This window comes from Testudinibacter sp. 'clade 2' (assembly GCF_006227735.1).
Lineage (GTDB): Bacteria > Pseudomonadota > Gammaproteobacteria > Enterobacterales > Pasteurellaceae > Chelonobacter.
The window spans coordinates 1-17,713 of record NZ_VDHB01000095.1 but is presented as its reverse complement, the minus strand read 5'-3'; the positions used below and the strand labels follow the sequence as shown (position 1 = coordinate 17,713).

Below are 17,713 nucleotides of genomic sequence, written 5' to 3'. Positions count from 1 at the left end.
TAGCATTGTAACTTTCCATATTCGCAAGCACCAAAAGCTCGCTCAAACTGGCATAGTCACGCATATTGCCTTTTAGCTTAGGATTTTCCACACGCCATTGTTTAGCCGGTTTATTAAATAATGCAACATTTAACATATCCGCTTCACTGGCATCTTGATAAGATAATTGTTCCTTTGTTAAATCTGCCAATAAATATGTTTTTATTGCATCAGTATGAATTTTATAATTAATCTTTGAAATTTCTCGATGTAAATTCCAATTTAAAGAGAGTTTGGAGTTTTCATCATTCTTTAAACGTTGGTAATCTTTAATAATATAAAGTTCAAACTCTGCCGAAATCCAAGAAGCAAACTTAAATGCAATATCTTTATGAGCAAAAGTACCACCGCCACGTCCTACTTTTACATATAAACCTATCGCTCCAGTCGTATTTATCCATTTAAGTGGAGATAAAGTAAAAGTATTACTGCCTGCTTCTTTTAAAAACCCCTCGAATTCGAGGGGGTTAAAATTATCATTGTTTAACCGTTCCCAAATCCCTAGGTATTCTATGGTGTTGTAGTTTCTAATCCAATTTGCAACAACCACATTCGGCTCAGCAACATTTTTATACCGTGCAATGTCGGTTAAACTGATATAATCATTTTTTAAATCCTCAGTATAGACTTGAATCGTCAGTCCTTTCGCCGAGATCTGATCCTTTTTTATCAGCGACAAAATAAACTCCTTTTATTGCGATTTTCTTTGTTTCCCATGCAAAATTCGCACTTTGACAAAGTGCGGTCATTCTGCTTGTTCATAATAATACGACTGTTCAATCCCTTTCATAAACACTGCACGATCATCGATTTTATCGGTTAAGGCATTTTGCAATAGAAATCGGATTTCCAAATCATTTACCGGGCTGCGTTCCATCGCCTGTAAATATACATGCTTATCCGCCTTTTCCCAATCAACCACTTTGCCTAAACGTTTTTTAAAAAGCAGATCGAGCCAAATGCGGGTTGAGCGCCCATTGCCCTCTAAAAACGGGTGCGCTACATTCATCTCCACATATTTTTCGATAATTTGTTCAAAACTGTTTTCAGGCATTTTTTCAATCGCCGCCAGTGCGGCTTTGAGATATAACGCATGAGCAAAACGAAAATTGCTTTTTGAGATATTTAACTCACGAATCTGACCGGCAAAGTCATATAAGCCGTCAAATAAATAACGGTGAATTTGCTGCAAGCCTTTAGTCGTGCCGATTTGCAACCGATGAATCGCCCCGGAATCATACAGATAATAGGCTTTTTGTTTACTGAGTTGATCGATTTGTTGTGTGTTCATCTGTTCTACACTCAAAAAAAGATTTAGGGCGTACAGAATACGCCCCTACAATTCACAACCGCACTTTGCCCTACTCCGTCGCCCCAAACCCACGCAAACCGACCACATGAACGTATTCATGGTTGTGGGCGATTTTACGCACCAGTTTGTAGGTGGTGCCTTTTTCCGGGCTGATATTTTCAGGCGCGGCGATCAGCAGCTGCATATCAAGGCGTTCACACAGTTCGAACAGGGTTGAGATCGATTTGGCGTCGAGGCGGGCGGCTTCGTCGAGGAACAACAAGCGGCACGGCAGAATATCTTTGCTGCGAATGCGGCGGCTCTCTTCTTCCCAACTTTGCACCACCATCAACAGGATCGACATCCCTGTACCGATGGCTTCCCCAGTAGATAACGCGCCGCTTTCCGCACGTAACCAGCCGTCTGCACCGCGATACACTTCCACTTCCAGATCAAGGTAGTTACGGTAATCCAACAACTCTTCACCAATGGTTTGTGCGGTACGTTGTCCCATATCAATATGCGGATTAACCCGCTGATACAGTTTCGCCAAGGCTTCGGAGAAGGTGATTTGATTATTGTTGAACAGATCTTGGTAATCGTCCTGCTCGCCCGATAACGCATTCAGTAAGATCGCATGGGTATCACGGATATTCACCACCAAACGCACCGATTTCACCTGTCCGAAAGCGATATTTTGCAAACCTTGGTTCAACATACGAATCCGGTTTTGTTCGCGTTGAATGGTTTTGCGCATGATATTGGCGACACTTTCGCTGCTGATCGCCAATTTGCGTTCGCGGTTGGTCAGCTCTTCGGTCAAACGTGACAATTCGATTTCCATTTGCTCAATCGCATCAATCGGATCGTCGGTTTTGATAATATCCTGCCGAATCCGTTCGCGCAGATGTTGATACACTGCAATAAAAAACCGCACTTTGTTTTCCGGTTTGCGGCTGTCTTCCGACAAACGCAAGGCATCACGCAGATACTCGTTATCGGCAACCGCAGTGCGCAAGGCACCCAAGGCTTTATCCGACATCGAACGCAATTCGTCGGCGGAGAGATACGCCAGTTCACGTTTATTCAAACGCCGTTCCACATCGCTGTTGCGTGACAAACGCAACACCACGCACCAACTCACTTTTGCCGCCACCACCAGCTCACGTTGGCTGCGGTAATCCCGTTCGGATTTGCGGATACTGCGCACCAAATTCTCACCTTCTGCTTCTAACAAGGTCAGCTGTTTTTCCACATAATGGCGGCGTTGACGGCTTTGTGACAGGGTTTGATGCAACTCATCGCGCCGTTGTAACGCACGCTGTTCCGCGCCTTCGTCGGCACGTCCGCCGATTTTATCCACCTCTTCCAACAGCTCGAGCAACATATGATTTTTCGCGTCCAGCGAACTGCGTAACGAAATTTGTACTTGGTTAAATTCGGCAAACTGTTTCTGTTTCTGTTGCAGTTGATTGCGTTGCTGCTCCCGTTGTTGCTGCAACTGTTGCAAACGTTGGCGCAACTGCTCGTTCAGCTCTGAGCCTTCGCTTTGCAGCTGCTGTTCATAATCGAAATGGGCGCGCCGTTGCAGCACATCCGACAGCGCATAAAAACATTGTTGTGCCCGTTTTTGTTGATCAACCGTGGTTTGGTAATCATTTTTCAATGTTTCATAATTTTGCGGATCGCTTTGCAAACTGGCGGCAATCGGTTCAAGCTGTTGCAACTGCTGTCCGAACTGGCGCACGAACTGCACATCTTGCTCGGCATTTAACAACTGTTCGCGATATTCCTCAATCCGATCTTGCAAAGTGTCATCAGCTAACAGATTGAATTGTGGCGACAGTTTATTTAACAGGCGCACCAGCTCTTTGCTTTCGCTCAGTTGCAACCGCACTTGCTGTTCGCCAGTGGTTAATTGGTTGAGTTCACGATCCAATTCGTTGCGCTGGGCGTTGATTTGCTTCATTTCCTGTTCAGGATCAGGCAAGAACGCCAACGCCAAATGCAAGCCGACAAACTGGCTGAATTGCTGGTGCAGACGTTGGCATTTTTGCACATCAAAAGAGCGCTGGGCGTGCTGTTCGTTAATTTCGTCCAGCTCACCGGCCAAATCTTCCAAGCGTTTTTCCCGTGCCGCTCGTCCGAACAGCGGAATTTCAGGAAATTTGGAATAGCGCACTTCCCGCTCCGAAACTTGAACCACCACACCGCTGTCCAGCTCTTGTGCAGAAAACACATTGTCGTCAAACGCTGCCGGATCGCCTTCGATTAAATAGAGGTCGTCCGGGCAGTCCTCAATATTTTCCAACTGTTTTTTCACAGCGTCCAGATCGCGCACCACAATCGCATGGCGTGCCGGACCGTATAATGCAGAGAAATACGGTGCATCGTCGAGCGGCACATCATCATACAACTCCGACAGCAACACGCCGCCGAAACGCTCGGCAAGGGCATTCAAGCGGTGATCTTCCGAACCGTCCGGCTGGCTTAAACGGCTGATTTGCTGTTCCAACTGCTGCTTTTGCAACTGCAACTGATCGCGTGCCATGGTGTGCTCACGCTCTTTTTCCAGTTGCAACTGCATAAAGTCCATCACATCTTGGCTGTCACCGAATTGCTGTCCGCTCTGTTCGCTCAAGCGTTCCAACGCCGATTGCGCCGTCAGCCACGCCGGGGCTTTGCGCTCGTTTTCTTGATAAAGTGCGGTCAGTTGCTCACGTTTTTGACGTAAAGCGGAACGCTGCTCACCCTGTTCGGCAAGATGGTGGCTCAGTTCATCGACTAAATCTTGTTGTTGCAAGTGGAATTCGTCCAGCGCTTGCGGGTCACTTAACCCCAAACCACTACGCTGATTAAACTCTTGCAACAGTTGCTTGGCGCTGTTTTGCGCTTGTAAACGTTGTTCCAATTCATTGACTTGGCTGCGTAAGCCGACCGCACTTTGCGCCTGCGCTTTCTGTTGCAGATAGTCCGCCAATAAGGTTTTCGCCTGCTCCCATGCGGCAGAACGCGGCACGTCGCCGACGATCTCCGTCAGCAAACGATAGGCTTTGTCAAACTGCGATTTGGCGGCATCAGACACTGACATCCGTTGTTCCAACTGCAATACGTTCGCCGTCAACTCTTCGACTTGATCTTCAAACTCTTGGTGATACTGTTCGATATTTTTCAACGCCAAATCGTTTAAGCCACACACCGCTTTGGCTTTCTCCAACGCCTTCACCGCTTGCTGATACTGCAAAGCACGGGTTTGTTGTGCGTCCAGTGCCTGTTGGTAATCCGCCAGTTGTCCGCGCACCTGATCGATTTCAATCTCGCCCTGTTCAACCCGGTGTTGTGCCTCTTCCAACTGCTCGGCAGCGGTTTCGACCACAATTTGCTGCTCTTCCAGTTTTTCGCGCAATTCGTTGACATCGTCTTGATAGCGATTGATTTTTTCCTGATGGCGCAATACGTTTTGCACCAAATTCAGGTGATCGACCGCACTTTGATGATCCACTTCCAAGCGTTTTTCACTTTCTGCCAAATCCGCCGCTTCACGACTGAGTTCAATCAGTTTTTGTGCGGAAAAAGTTTGTTCCTGTTTAGCGCTGAATAAGGCACGGCGGAAACTCAAGGCGTTGTCGATATTGTGACGGCGGTCGTTGGCGTTGCGCATATAATCGGCGGCAACGTAGGCAGTGGATTCGTTAATCAAATGCTTGAACAAATCGCGATCCGCTTGGGTGACTTTAATCGCTTCCAAGGTCATGCGGTTTTCACGCAATGCCGCTTCCATATCCTGAAATGCTTTGCGCACCCCCAGATTTTCCGGCAATAAATAGTCACGTAAGGAACGGGTGATTGCACTGGAAATCCCGCCGTAGAGCGAGGCTTCGATCAATTTGTAGAATTTGCTGCGATCTGATGATGAGCGCAAGCGTTTCGGAATAATCCCCAACTCAAACATCATGCTGTGGTAGTCAGTCACCGAATGATACTGTTTCAGCTGCGCCCCGTTCTGCTCGGCTTTCTCTTTTAATTCATTTAACGCCAGCACTTTTGCTTGTTTTTCATTCACCACTTCGGTGAAAAGTGCGGTCGGATCCACCGCTAACGGCAAGCCTTGGATCGAGAACGATTTGATATCGACTTTTTTATCTCGCCCGGCAACTTGCTGCAAACGCACTCCGACCAGCACACGCTGATTACGTGAATTGAGCGTATCCAACGCCGCATAACACACGCCCGGCCGCAATTTGCCGTGCAAGCCTTTATCGCGCGAACCGCTGGTAGCGCCGGCTTCGGTGGTGTTGCGGAAATGCAACAGGGTTAAATCCGGAATCAATGCGGTGACAAACCCTGCCATGGTGGTGGATTTCCCTGCCCCGTTACCACCGGACAGCGTGGTAACCAATTCGTCCAAATCAAAGGTACGCGCAAAAAAACCGTTCCAGTTGATCAAGGTCAGCGAGCGGAATTTACCGCGCTCGACCGCACTTTGCACCGGGGTTGATGTGACAAGGACGTTATCTGAAGTCGTTTTTTCAACTTGGTTCAGCCGTTGTTCGTTTTCAAATTCTGACATTATTCACGATCCCCTTGTTCATCATTGCTGTCGATTTCATCATCAAATTCGTTTTCATCTTCGTTTTCGGCTTCGTTATCAAGATCGCTATTTTCTGGCTCCAGTGCGGTTTTCTTCGCTTGTTTTTCTTCTTTTAGCGAATCTGCATTAGCGGCTTCACCGTCACGGATTAAACGCAGTTGCGCTTCAAGCGGATCATCGCCCGACCGCACTTCCGCACCGAAACGGAACACAGATTCGGAGATTACAAACTTGCCGCTGTATTGATCACCGACGCTGGTAATCATGCCCAAACGACGTAAACGGTTTAAGGCGGCACGCATTTTTTCCGCCAGTTTTTGCTTGTCTAAATCCGAACCGGACGAACGCTGATTCACGGCTTTCAGCAATTTGCTTTCGTCAGCCAGATTCAACAGCTCGTCATACACTTCTTCGCTGCTGAAAATGCCTTGCTGTGCTAGCCGTTCCGGGCTGAGGTAGAGATAGCACAGGACTTTGCCGACCAACATCTCCAATTCGCTCAACACGCTGCGCCCAATCAAAGTGCTGGATTTCGGACGTAGGTAGAAAAAGCCTTCCGGCGCACGAATCAGTTCAACGTTATAACGGCGGTAAAAACTTTCCAGTTCATATTGAAAATCCATCAAAAAAGCGTGATTGTCCAAATCCTCAAGGCTGATATGGCGGCCGGCACGCAGCAGGCTGTCCACCAGTGGAAACAGCGGATTGGCAATTGCAGTGGCGAGTTTGGTTGGCATTACTTCAGGGGTCTGATTTATCATAGTGAGTTCGTTCATTTAGCAGAAAAATTATTTATAACCGTCAATCACATTGGCTTGCACTTCGGCGCCGTGTGGATTGATCGCTTGCCATTGCGGATAGACCGCTGAGAAATCGTCGCTTGCCATGCCGAGGCGCACCGCTTGATCGACAATAATCCGTGCCACATCAAAATGGCGCGACAGCGGATAGTTTTCCAGTTGTTGGCGCAGGACTTGGCTGAGATCAATCGGTTGGTTGTGTTCACGGTAGCGGATTAACAGGCTTTGCATCTGTTCCACGATCTGCTCGTGCAGATCGGATAAGGATTCGTATTGCAGTTCTTCCGGCAGTTCACCTAGGGCATCTTCATCGCTGAGGGTCAACTCCTCATCACGCAAATCGACCAAGCGTTCGGCTTGGGTGGTCCACAGATACCAAGGCGCATCAAAATAGTGGTGAATGGATTGGCGCAGGCGACGCGAGAAGACGCGGTTTTTATCCATATCAATCGCGGTACGAATAAATTTATGTACATGGCGGTCATAGCCGATCCACAGGTCAATCGCCTGTTGTCCCCAGCTGATAATACGATCCAGTTTGGCTTGCAGATTGACAATCAGTTGCCCAACAAAATCCAATTCGGCACGCCCGATAATACAATCCTCAATCCGCAGCAGTTGCGCCTGCAATTTATCGCCGGCGGCATTGAGCGTGTCTTGCAATTCACGCAGATTGCCTGAGGTTTCGTCCAATAACTGTTCGCAACTGAGCAACGCCGCTTGCCAGTCTTTGGTCAGCAATTCGGCGATCTGTTCTTTAATCCCCTGCTGATTTTCGTCCATAATTCGTTGCGATAAGTCAATGCTGTCGAAAATCTCCGCCACCGAATATTTTAACGGGGCGTACACATTTCTGCGCCAATGGTGTTCATCGCCGTCTTCTTCGGCGGCAGACGATGCGCGCTGGATTTCGTCCGCCACAATCGAGAGCTGCACCGACAGGCGCAAGGCGGAAAATTCGCGTTGGCGGATATAGTAATCGGACACGCCCACGCCGAGCGGCGTTAAGCGGTAAATGGAAAGCCCTTCGGTGAATTCACTGCTGAAGCGGTTTAAAAAACGCTGTTTCACCAGTTCGTTAATTGCGTTGTTGGCACGCTGCGGCACGGTTTCTTCCGCCAAGCCGAATTCATTCGACACCAAACGGAACATATCAATCAGATCGTGTTCGATCATCTCACCATCGATCCGTTCGTTATTGTAAATCGCAATCGTCAGCAGAAAAGCTAAACGCTCAGTCGGCAGATTCAGCGAAAATTCACGTTGTTTAGCCCAACTTGCCAATTCAGGAATAGTTTGTGCCGTTTCAGTCATAATCGGTACTCGAATTCAGGTGAAATAATGCTAATCGTATCAATTAAAAAGCAATATTATAGTATAAGTAGAGCGGAATTGCATGATCAACTCTGCGCTTCTGTGATTTATGTGGCCGAAAACAAGATTTCGCCGTTATTCACGTAAACGTTCAAACAACGTTTCTGCCATTTTGTGCGAGATCCCCGGCACACTTGCCAACTCCTCCAACGTCGCCGCTTTAACGCCCTGCATACCACCAAGATATTTCAGCAGCGCTTGACGGCGTTTGCTGCCGATGCCTTCAATCGACTCCAGCCCGCTTTGAGCAAAGGCTTTTTGACGTTTTTTACGATGCCCGCCGATAGCATGACGATGGGATTCGTCACGAATATGTTGAATCAAATGCAGTGCCAAACTGTCGGCAGGCAAATGCAGTTCACGTGCGCCTTTACTGATAATCAAAGTTTCCAAACCGGCTTTACGATCTTCTCCTTTGGCTACCCCGATTAACAAAGGGTGATTTTTATCCCACTCAACTTGCAGTTTGTCAAAGACTTCCAAAGCACGGTTCAACTGCCCTTTACCACCGTCAATGAAGATGATATCAGGAATTTTTTCAGGCTCCAGCGGCTTGTTGTAGCGTTTTAGTAATGCTTTTTCCATGGCGGCATAATCATCTCCGGGGGTAATTCCATCAATATTAAAGCGGCGGTAATCGGCTTTATACGGACCTTCCTGATTGAACACCACACAAGAGGCGACCGTTTGTTCACCCATGGTATGGCTGATATCAAAGCACTCCATGCGGCGGATTGAAGGCAGCTGTAACAGTTCGCCCAGGGCTTGATACCGCTCTTTGATTCGTCCGCTCTGTTTCAGCTGATCGGTCAGCGCAATCTCGGCATTCATTTGTGCCAGATGTAAAAATTTAGACTGTTTGCCTTTGGCATTGTCTTGAATACTCACGCTGAATCCGGCTTGTTGACTTAACAGCTGTTCTAAGGCTGATTTTTGTTCCAGTTGGCGGTTGGTAATAATTTTTTTCGGAATGGTTCTGCCTTGCCCGGCTTGCAGATAAAACTGCCCGAAAAAGGTTTCGCTCACCTCGTCAAGTGCGGTATGACTTGGAATTTTCGGAAAATAGCTGCGACTGCCGAGCACTTTGCCTTGACGAATAAACATGACATGAATACAAGCGATACCGTGCTGATAGGCGATTGCAATAATATCCAGATCATCGGTATTTTGGTTGGAAATAAACTGTTGTTCAGTGACCGCACGCACAGCTTGAATCTGATCACGGTAAAGTGCGGCTTTCTCAAAATTCAGTTGTTGACTGGCTTGTTCCATCTGTTCAACCAAATGTTGCAGCACTTGTTGATCTTTGCCTTGCAAAAACAGGCGGACGTAATTGACTTGCCGATTATACTCTTCGTCACTGACATAACCGCTGACGCAAGGTGCCGAACAACGTCCGATTTGGTATTGCAGGCAGGGGCGCGAGCGGTTGCGATAAGTCGTATCTTCACACTGACGCACCGGAAACAGTTTTTGAATCAGTGATAAGGTTTCGCGTACCGCACCGGCATTGGGATAAGGTCCGAAGTAATCCCCGCTTGCTTTTTTACTGCCGCGAAATGCCGTTAAGCGTGGATGACGCTCTTTGGTCAGTAAAATAAACGGATAGGATTTGTCATCACGCAGCAATACGTTGTATTTGGGTTGATATTGCTTAATGTAATTGTGCTCTAGCAGCAGTGCTTCCGTTTCCGAGTGGGTAACGGTGACATCAATATTGGCGATCACCGATACTAAGGCTTCCGTTTTTTTACTCGATACATTTTTGCGAAAATAACTGGCCAGACGTTTTTTCAGATCTTTGGCTTTACCGACATAGATGATCGTATTTTTATCATCATACATTCGGTAAACTCCGGGTTCACTGGTGACTTCGGCAAGAAAACGTTTGGCGTCAAACATGGTGGATTCACTGTTGAAATAGGATGTGGAACAGATACATCAAGGACGGATAGTTAACCCGCCCCGATAAGATATGACTAGCTTAAGCCAATTGTTTATTTAAACAGATTGCCCAAAACAGACTGAATGCCTTTTGATAACAGATCCCCTGAAAGGTTATTATCAATAGCACCATTTGGGCTCAGTTTATCCACAATCTGTGGTAAAAATTGTGACAACAGATCAGATGCCTGTGTTTCATCTTGTATCCCGGCTTGCTGCGCGGCTTGTTGCAGCTCTTGTTTGCCAAACACATCTTCAACCTGAGTCGGAGAAATGCTTTTATTCTCACCAGTTCCCAACCACGATTGCAACAAATCGTCCAAACCGCCCTGTTGGAACTTGGCTAAAATCCCTTGAATGCCGCCTTGCGAGGATAGTAAGGCATTAATGACTGCCATTGCTTGCCCTTGTTTCCCGGCTTCACCACCTAATACACTGGATACGACTGAGCCTAAAATTTTATCTAACATTGTGTTTCCTTAATTTACATTTTACTGCATTAACATCGCTGTTCATGCTGATGGATTAGGTTAGGAAGGGTTATCTTCCTGCGCCTAAAATCTGGCGAACTTTTTCAAGATCGTCAAAGGTATCAACACCCACAGCCGGCACTTCATCAGCCAGCTGTAGATGAATTTTTTCGCCGTACCACAGTACCCGCAGCTGCTCAAGCGATTCGATTTGCTCAAGTGCGGTCGGCTGCCACTGCACATATTGCCGGATAAAACCGGCGCGATAAGCGTATAATCCGATATGGCGTAAATAGTGGTTTTTCGCTAAATCTAAATCCGCTGCTTGAATCTTGCCTTGTTTGAATAGCGCAAATTGATCGCGATCCCAAGGAATCACCGCTCTGGAGAAATACAACACCAATCCGTTTTTATCGGTCAGCACTTTCACCACATTTGGATTAAACAGCTCGTCTGTTTCTTCAATTTTCACGGCTAATGTTGCCATATTGACGGTGTTATTTACTAGATTTTGCGCCACTTGCCGGATAATCGATGGCGGAATCAGCGGTTCGTCACCTTGCACATTCACAATCACTTCATCGTCCGCCAAACCGCACTTTGTTACGACTTCGGCTAAACGTTCAGTGCCCGAATTGTGTTGTTCTGAAGTCATGCAAACTTCCGCACCGAAAGCAGCAGCCACGGCTGCCACTTCTGCATGATCGGTCGCCACGATAATCCGTTCAGCGCCGGATTTTTTTGCCTGCTGCCAAACGTGTTGAATCATCGGTTTGCCGGCAATATCTGCCAGCGGCTTACCCGGCAAGCGTGAAGAAGCAAAACGGGCAGGAATAATGACACTAAATCTTTGCATCACAGCTCCCTATTTGAGTGTTTTTTTATTGAGTGGTTGTTCATCCATTGTCAATGCTACCGCACTTTCCGGTAACAGCACAGGAATTCCGTTTTTAATCGGATAGGCCAGATGTTCAAATTCACAAATTAAACGCTGGTGTGGCTGATCATATTGTAATTTAGCGTGACAACGTGGACAGGCGACAACCTGTAGCAACTTAGTGTTCATTTTTTTTCACCTTGTGCATGATTTTATTGACCACATCTTCAATCGACGGATCTAATACCGCGTCGACCGGTACATACCACCAGTTTTCACGGGCAAATTTGCTGCATTTCACGGCATCTTTTTCGGTCATCAGCAAAATTTGTTGCGGGCTGGCAAGGGAAACCAACTTTTCTTGTGAAAATTTAGCATGGTCAATAAAGGCTTTTTGTTTAACAATATTTAATCCGTGACGTTGTAACGTGGTAAAAAAGCGGTTTGGATTACCAATCGCAGCCATCGCAACGATCGGCTGCTCGGCAAAGTCACTCAATAAACGCTCTTCTTGCGTCAGCAAATTAACCGCCACTTCACCTTGTAACCGCATCTGAATTTCACCGGGCTGTGGATGCTCACCATTACAGACCACCGCATCCACACTTTTTAAACGTCCCGTCAGTTCGCGTAACGGTCCTGCCGGTAATAAAAAACCGTTGCCGAAGCGCCGTTCGGCATCAACAATAACGATTTCAATATCACGCTGTAGGGCGTAATGCTGCAAACCATCATCGCTCAAAATCACATCAATATGGTATGCCTTGCACAGTAATTCAATACTTTGACGCCGATTGGCACAGATTGCGATTTTTGCACCGCTGCGACGTGCGATCAACACCGATTCATCACCGACTTCCATCGTATCCGCATTAGCACACACCAATTGCGGGTATTGTTTCATTTCGCCACTGTAACCACGTGAAATCACCCCCACTCTTAAGCCTTGTTGCTGTAAGCGGCGCGCCAGCCAAATGACAAACGGTGTTTTGCCATTGCCGCCGACCGACAAATTACCGACGATCACCACCGGCAGTGGCGCTCGCCAAGATTTAAATATTCCAAAGCGATATGCCACACGACGAAGTGCGGTAATCCCCCAAAACAGTAAAGCCAAAGGAGAAAGCAAACCCGCCAGCAGCCATGCCGAGAGCGTTTTTTGGTACCAAAAATTCATACTACAATATCCTTTCTTTGCTCGATTACTTGCTCAATTGCTTGTTTGATTTACTGGCTGAATTGCAGTTTGTGCAGCTGCGAATATGCACTTCCTGCTGCCAGCAACTGTTTGTGTGTGCCACGCTCAACCACTTTGCCATGATCGATAACCAAAATTTCATCCGCATTTTCAATGGTTGATAAGCGATGGGCGATGACAATAATCGTGCGGTCATGACGCAGTTCGTCGATTGCCGCTTGAATAGCCCGTTCAGATTCAGTGTCCAACGCTGAAGTAGCTTCATCTAAAATCAGAACGGTTGCATTACGCAACAACGCCCGTGCAATTGCCAAACGTTGCCTCTGCCCACCGGACAACATCACGCCGTTTTCACCGATTTCGGTGTCTATGCCTTGCGGTAATGCCTCGATAAACTCCAGACAATGCGAGGCTCTGGCAGCTTCGATGATCTGTTCGCGTGTGTATTTTTCATTGGCGGCATACGCAATATTATTCGCCACCGTATCATTAAACAAATGCACCTGTTGCGACACCACTGCACAATGGGTGCGCAAGTTCTGTAAGGTGTAATCTTGGATATTACGTCCGTCTAAGCGAATTTCGCCCTGTTCAACATCATAAAACCGGGTGATTAGATTCGCAATCGTCGATTTGCCGGATCCGGAACGACCGACTAAGGCAACTGTGCTGCCGGCTTGCACCTCGAACGAAACATTTTGCAGTACGTTGTTCTCTTTGCCTTCATAATGGAAGCTGACATTGTCAAAGCTGATATTGCCCTGCACTTTTTCGACACTAACTGTGCCATTATCTTTTTCCAGCGGCAGATCCATAATGCTGAACAATGTCTGACAAGCTGCCATGCCGCGCTGAAACTGGGCATTAACATTAGTTAAGGATTTCAAGGGCTTCATCATCGCCAGCATCGAAGAAAACACCACGGTGAATGCGCCGGCTGTCAGATTTTGGCTCATAATGCTTGGAATAGTCGCCAGATACAGCACGATGGCGAGCGCAAACGAGGCGATAATCTGCACCACCGGATCGCTGATCGCCGATGCCATCATCATTTTCATGCCTTTACGACGCATATCGTTGCTGACGTGATTGAAACGATCTTCCTCGACTTTTTGTCCACCAAACGACAACACCACCTTATGCCCTTTCAGCATCTGCTCTGCTGAAGAGGTCAGTTCTCCCATCGACGTTTGCATATTTTTGCTGAGGCGGCGAAAATGCTTTGACACCAGACGAATCAGGATCGCAATAATCGGACCGATAACAAACAGCACCACCGACAGCTGCCAGCTGGTATAAATCATTACCCCGAGCAACGACAATAGATACGCCCCTTCGCGTACGATAGTCACTAATGCCCCTGAAGCGGAAGACGCCACCTGCTCAGAATCGTAAGTGATACGCGACAGTAGTTTACCGGATGAATTATTGTCAAAAAAGGAGACCGGCATAAACATCATGTGTCTAAACAGGCGGCGACGGATATTCATAATCACCTTGCCCGACACCCATGCCAAACAGTACGTTGAGATGAAATTGCTCAGCCCGCGAAAGAAAATCAACACCACCACCACCACCGCCATCATTTTTAGAAAATCGGTATCGGCTTTACCAAAACCGTCATCCAGCAATGGCTTAAGCATCGAGATTAAACCTGCATCGGTTAGAGCATTGATAATCAAAGCAATCGCCGCTACAATTAATCCGGATTTGAAAGGTAAAATCATTGGCCACAGGCGTTTAAAGGTTTTTGCTGTCGAAAAGTCTTTGTCTTCCATCAAGTCATTATTTCCATTACATATCGCTCGCGCTCAGCTAAGCGTTAAAATGAGGTTATTCTAACTGTATTTCCTTTTCTAAGCCAATAATTATGTGATACCAAGGGATTACCCCACCTCGTTGTGTTGAAATCTGCCATTGATCTTGGGTCACGCCCAGCGTAATTTGTCCGTCCGTTGCGGTGTTATAGACCGCACTTTGGATCTGTTGCAGACGGTTCTGTGTGGCAAAGTGCGGTAAATTCCACTGGTTATATAAACCGCTGGAGATCAACGACAGCTGCGGCTGCAAATGTTTCAGCCACAGCCAGCCACTGGAGGTGTTACTGCCGTGGTGCCCGACTTGCAGCCAATCGACTTTGCCGATCGATGGCGCAATCCGGTTTTCTGTTGCCTGATAAACATCACCACTCAGCACAAACCGCACTTTGCCTCGAGTGACCAACAAGACGCACGAATCCCGATTTTTGGCAATCTTGCTGAGTTGTGACGGCGCAAACACCTCAAAACGGAACTCTCGCCACGCCCAACTTTGCCCCTGAATACAAGGCTGTTGCTGCTTGGCGCCATAATCACGTTCGGAGCTGTTGAATAATACCGCACTTGGAAAATGCTTCAGCAGAATCTCAGCACCACCGGCGTGATCATTATCATCATGGCTGATAATCAACTGCTCCAACTGTAAGCCACTCCGCCGTAAAAACGGTAAGATTTCTGTCTCTGCCATACTGCCGCCCTGCCATGCCTGCCCGGTATCAAACAGGGTGGCAGACCGCTCAGTGATGATCAACACCGCCAAGCCCTGCCCGACATCGAGCATGACCAGTTTCCACTCTGGTTTGCATGCGGTGATAGCCCATAATTTACTGCAACACAGCACAATTAATAGGGTACAAATGGCTAGTGGCTTGCGCCCGGAAATAGACTGTTGAGTTTGTTCGCTTGTTGAATTCAGCGTGCGGTATCGGTGTGTTAAGCCTAACAAGAGTAGAAATAATGACAAGCAGACGGTGATGATCAGCCACTGTTGGTCGGCAGCAAGCGTCAAATAAGTATTGGGCAACGCGTCCAACCACAGCAAGGCTTGTGCTAATAAGCTATCCACCCAAGACCAAACCATACCACCACTGAATAACGCCAACAGAATCAGCGGAATAATGACAAAACTGAAAAATGGCACCAGCAGTAGATTACTCAAAAATGATCCCGTTGGCAGCGCATTAAACAGCAGCAACTGCAACGGCGTAAAAAGCAGCAATAAACCAAATTGCAAATGGAATAAGCCACACAGCCAGTACAACGGCGGCACGGCTTGTTTTAACGACCTTCCGCGCCAGCGCCATTTTTGTAACAGTGGCGCTAATGGAACGCAGTGATAATAGCAACACAATAGAGCAACAGTTCCACAGGATAACCAAAAGCTCTCATTGAGCACACTCAGCGGATCAATCAAGCTTAACCAAGCCACAATCAACAGCAGTAATTTCCAAGCCGGTAGATGGATCCGCATAAAAATGAAAGCTAGCCAGAAACAGTACGCCCACAGTGCCCTTTGGGTCGGAATTAAAAAATCAGCTAGATAAGCATAGCAAACCGCAGCGGACAACGCCGCTAAATAGGGAACATGATAACTCACATACTGTATTTTTAACCCGAGGCCGATTAGCAATAATTGCAATAACCGTGCTACGCCCCAGCCGAGCCAAGCAACCAAACCAATATGTAATCCGGAAATTGCAATCAAATGTGCCGTGCCGCTTTCACGAAATTTTTGCCAATCGTCAGCGTTCATCCAGCCTCGTTCACCAAATGCCAACGCCAGAATAACGCCTTGATAACGCAACATTTCAGTCTCTGCCAAAACATTTGCCAATTTTTGCTGTCGCCAACTGTTTTGTTGGAATAATAACTGCCCTTGCTTCACCACGGCACTGGCTAAAATCGACTGTGATAACAGCCAGCGTTGTCGGTTAAATCCGCCATCGTTCAAACGCGTGCTCAATGGGCGCAGTTTCAAATTAGCACGCCAAACCTGCCCCAAGTGCGGTTGCTCATCTAACTGCCAATTCAGATTAATCTTGATTTTACCTAAGCCTTGATCGGCTAAATCCGTTTGTGCCACCACAGTGACACTACGGTTTGGCAGCATCTGACGCAGTGCGATGATTTTAAATTCTACATTGATATTTTGCTGCCGCAATGCCACAATTTGTTCAGCCTTGCTTAATGTTGCAGCAATCTCATACTGTTGGTAAGCAGCGCTCAATAAGATAAAAAACAACGACCACAACCCAGTGCGGTATCGACGGCGCAACGGCCTCATTGACAGCAAAACTAACGGCAATATCGCAAGCAGCAGCAACACCCCATGATAACCTAGCCAATCCGCCGGAAGCCAAACGATCTGCGTCAGGCTCAACAGCCAACAAACAGCAACATGTTGTAATTTCACTGATTCATCCCATTTAGCCCTGCATTTTTACGTGATAGATTTACTCCCTATCCATTTTTTAAGAAAAAGCCGCAATCGCCAAAACAGCCGCTTTATTTTTGCGATCTAGCTCGCAAAATATGGATTTTATTTACTTTTTTAACTGGTTGTTTTTTAATATTTTTATCTAATCGAACAAAAATCATACCGCTACATTCCGCATTTTATTTGCCAAAAGATTTAACATCTGCTATTTATATCGCCTTTAAAAAGGCGTGAAATTTTTATCATCTAAATTTCTTCTTATTTTCGACTAAAATAATCGGGTAATATCGGCTTAGCATACGCCGATTGAGGTTACCCACTACGGGAGAACAGCATGAGTTCAGTAGCTGCAAAAACATCTTTAAGTCTTTTGTCATTGGCAGGTGTGGAACCTTATCAAGAGCAAGAAGGTGAAGAATATATGAATGAAAAACAGCTTCTTCATTTCAAAAAGATTCTGACAGCCTGGCGTGAACAAATTGTCAATGAAGCAGGAAAAACGGTGGCACAGATGCAAGATGAAGCCGCTAATTTTCCGGATCCGGCCGATCGCGCCACCCAAGAGGAAGAGTTCAGTCTGGTGCTGCGCAACCGTGATCGTGAGCGCAAATTGTTGAAAAAAATTGACCATACCCTACTTAAATTGGAAACCGGTGATTTTGGGTATTGCGAATCTTGCGGTGTAGAAATTGGTATTCGCCGGTTAGAAGCCCGTCCAACAGCCGATTTATGTATTGATTGCAAAACGCTGGCAGAAATTCGCGAGAAACAGATTTCCAAATAAGACGACAGTGAGAAAAAAGGCGCAATAAAATTTGCGCCTCAGATCATTGACAAAGATATTTGATGAGGCAACGTAGGGGCGGATTATATAT

Annotated in this window: 12 protein-coding genes and 1 pseudogene; 1 reads left to right on the top strand and 12 read right to left on the bottom strand. The window is 46.9% G+C overall.

From position 1 onward, the window contains the following. The 12 genes and pseudogenes from FHQ30_RS08205 to FHQ30_RS08150 all read right to left on the bottom strand — a co-directional run. Window positions 1-718: KilA-N domain-containing protein (locus FHQ30_RS08205; RefSeq protein ID WP_139625162.1), on the bottom strand; the 718-nt coding region annotated here is incomplete at its 3' end. Between the two features lie 66 nt (window positions 719-784). Continuing rightward, on the bottom strand, window positions 785-1,330 hold the full coding sequence (gene fic / locus FHQ30_RS08200) for a protein adenylyltransferase Fic (protein WP_139610494.1): 546 nt from the start codon (window positions 1,328-1,330) through the stop codon (window positions 785-787). A 70-nt stretch (window positions 1,331-1,400) separates the two neighbouring features. Further along, window positions 1,401-5,813 (bottom strand): annotated as a pseudogene (gene mukB / locus FHQ30_RS08195) (chromosome partition protein MukB); the annotation flags it as partial. Between the two features lie 86 nt (window positions 5,814-5,899). After that, window positions 5,900-6,682: a chromosome partition protein MukE gene (gene mukE, locus FHQ30_RS08190; protein ID WP_139610496.1), complete on the bottom strand. Its 783-nt coding sequence runs from the start codon at window positions 6,680-6,682 to the stop codon at window positions 5,900-5,902. A 27-nt stretch (window positions 6,683-6,709) separates the two neighbouring features. Continuing rightward, window positions 6,710-8,035, bottom strand: coding sequence for a chromosome partition protein MukF (gene mukF / locus FHQ30_RS08185; protein ID WP_139610497.1), 1,326 nt, complete (start codon window positions 8,033-8,035; stop codon window positions 6,710-6,712). A 135-nt stretch (window positions 8,036-8,170) separates the two neighbouring features. Further along, window positions 8,171-9,997 (bottom strand): excinuclease ABC subunit UvrC, encoded by a 1,827-nt coding sequence (gene uvrC, locus FHQ30_RS08180; RefSeq protein WP_139610498.1) that lies wholly within the window; start codon window positions 9,995-9,997, stop codon window positions 8,171-8,173. A gap of 95 nt (window positions 9,998-10,092) precedes the next feature. Next, window positions 10,093-10,509 carry a YidB family protein gene (locus FHQ30_RS08175; RefSeq protein ID WP_139610499.1) on the bottom strand — a complete coding sequence of 139 codons (417 nt, stop codon included), beginning with the start codon at window positions 10,507-10,509 and terminating at the stop codon, window positions 10,093-10,095. 70 nt (window positions 10,510-10,579) lie between these two features. After that, window positions 10,580-11,365: a 3-deoxy-manno-octulosonate cytidylyltransferase gene (gene kdsB, locus FHQ30_RS08170; RefSeq protein WP_139610500.1), complete on the bottom strand. Its 786-nt coding sequence runs from the start codon at window positions 11,363-11,365 to the stop codon at window positions 10,580-10,582. A 9-nt stretch (window positions 11,366-11,374) separates the two neighbouring features. Then, window positions 11,375-11,575 carry a Trm112 family protein gene (locus tag FHQ30_RS08165; protein ID WP_139610501.1) on the bottom strand — a complete coding sequence of 67 codons (201 nt, stop codon included), beginning with the start codon at window positions 11,573-11,575 and terminating at the stop codon, window positions 11,375-11,377. Further along, window positions 11,565-12,563, bottom strand: a complete 999-nt coding sequence (lpxK, locus tag FHQ30_RS08160; RefSeq protein WP_139610502.1) for a tetraacyldisaccharide 4'-kinase — start codon at window positions 12,561-12,563, stop codon at window positions 11,565-11,567. The genes FHQ30_RS08165 and lpxK overlap by 11 nt, the downstream gene beginning before the upstream one ends. A 50-nt stretch (window positions 12,564-12,613) precedes the next feature. Beyond that, a complete protein-coding gene (gene msbA / locus FHQ30_RS08155; RefSeq protein ID WP_139610503.1) occupies window positions 12,614-14,362 on the bottom strand; it encodes a lipid A ABC transporter ATP-binding protein/permease MsbA in 1,749 nt (582 codons plus the stop codon). 55 nt (window positions 14,363-14,417) lie between these two features. Beyond that, window positions 14,418-16,814, bottom strand: a complete 2,397-nt coding sequence (locus FHQ30_RS08150) for a DNA internalization-related competence protein ComEC/Rec2 (protein ID WP_139610504.1) — start codon at window positions 16,812-16,814, stop codon at window positions 14,418-14,420. Window positions 16,815-17,172: 358 nt separating this feature from the next. Between FHQ30_RS08150 and dksA the strand changes: the two genes are divergently transcribed. Further along, entirely contained in the window at window positions 17,173-17,622 is a 450-nt protein-coding gene (gene dksA, locus FHQ30_RS08145) for an RNA polymerase-binding protein DksA (RefSeq protein ID WP_139610505.1), read from the top strand. Window positions 17,623-17,713: the final 91 nt, after the last annotated feature.

Bases quoted from the DNA above. Each gene is read 5' to 3' on its own strand.
- fic (WP_139610494.1), bottom strand. From the start codon at position 1,330: ATGAACACACAACAAATCGATCAACTCAGTAAACAAAAAGCCTATTAT.
- mukE (WP_139610496.1), bottom strand. From the start codon at position 6,682: ATGATAAATCAGACCCCTGAAGTAATGCCAACCAAACTCGCCACTGCA.
- mukF (WP_139610497.1), bottom strand. From the start codon at position 8,035: ATGACTGAAACGGCACAAACTATTCCTGAATTGGCAAGTTGGGCTAAA.
- uvrC (WP_139610498.1), bottom strand. From the start codon at position 9,997: ATGTTTGACGCCAAACGTTTTCTTGCCGAAGTCACCAGTGAACCCGGA.
- FHQ30_RS08175 (WP_139610499.1), bottom strand. From the start codon at position 10,509: ATGTTAGATAAAATTTTAGGCTCAGTCGTATCCAGTGTATTAGGTGGT.
- kdsB (WP_139610500.1), bottom strand. From the start codon at position 11,365: ATGCAAAGATTTAGTGTCATTATTCCTGCCCGTTTTGCTTCTTCACGC.
- FHQ30_RS08165 (WP_139610501.1), bottom strand. From the start codon at position 11,575: ATGAACACTAAGTTGCTACAGGTTGTCGCCTGTCCACGTTGTCACGCT.
- lpxK (WP_139610502.1), bottom strand. From the start codon at position 12,563: ATGAATTTTTGGTACCAAAAAACGCTCTCGGCATGGCTGCTGGCGGGT.
- msbA (WP_139610503.1), bottom strand. From the start codon at position 14,362: ATGGAAGACAAAGACTTTTCGACAGCAAAAACCTTTAAACGCCTGTGG.
- dksA (WP_139610505.1), top strand. From the start codon at position 17,173: ATGAGTTCAGTAGCTGCAAAAACATCTTTAAGTCTTTTGTCATTGGCA.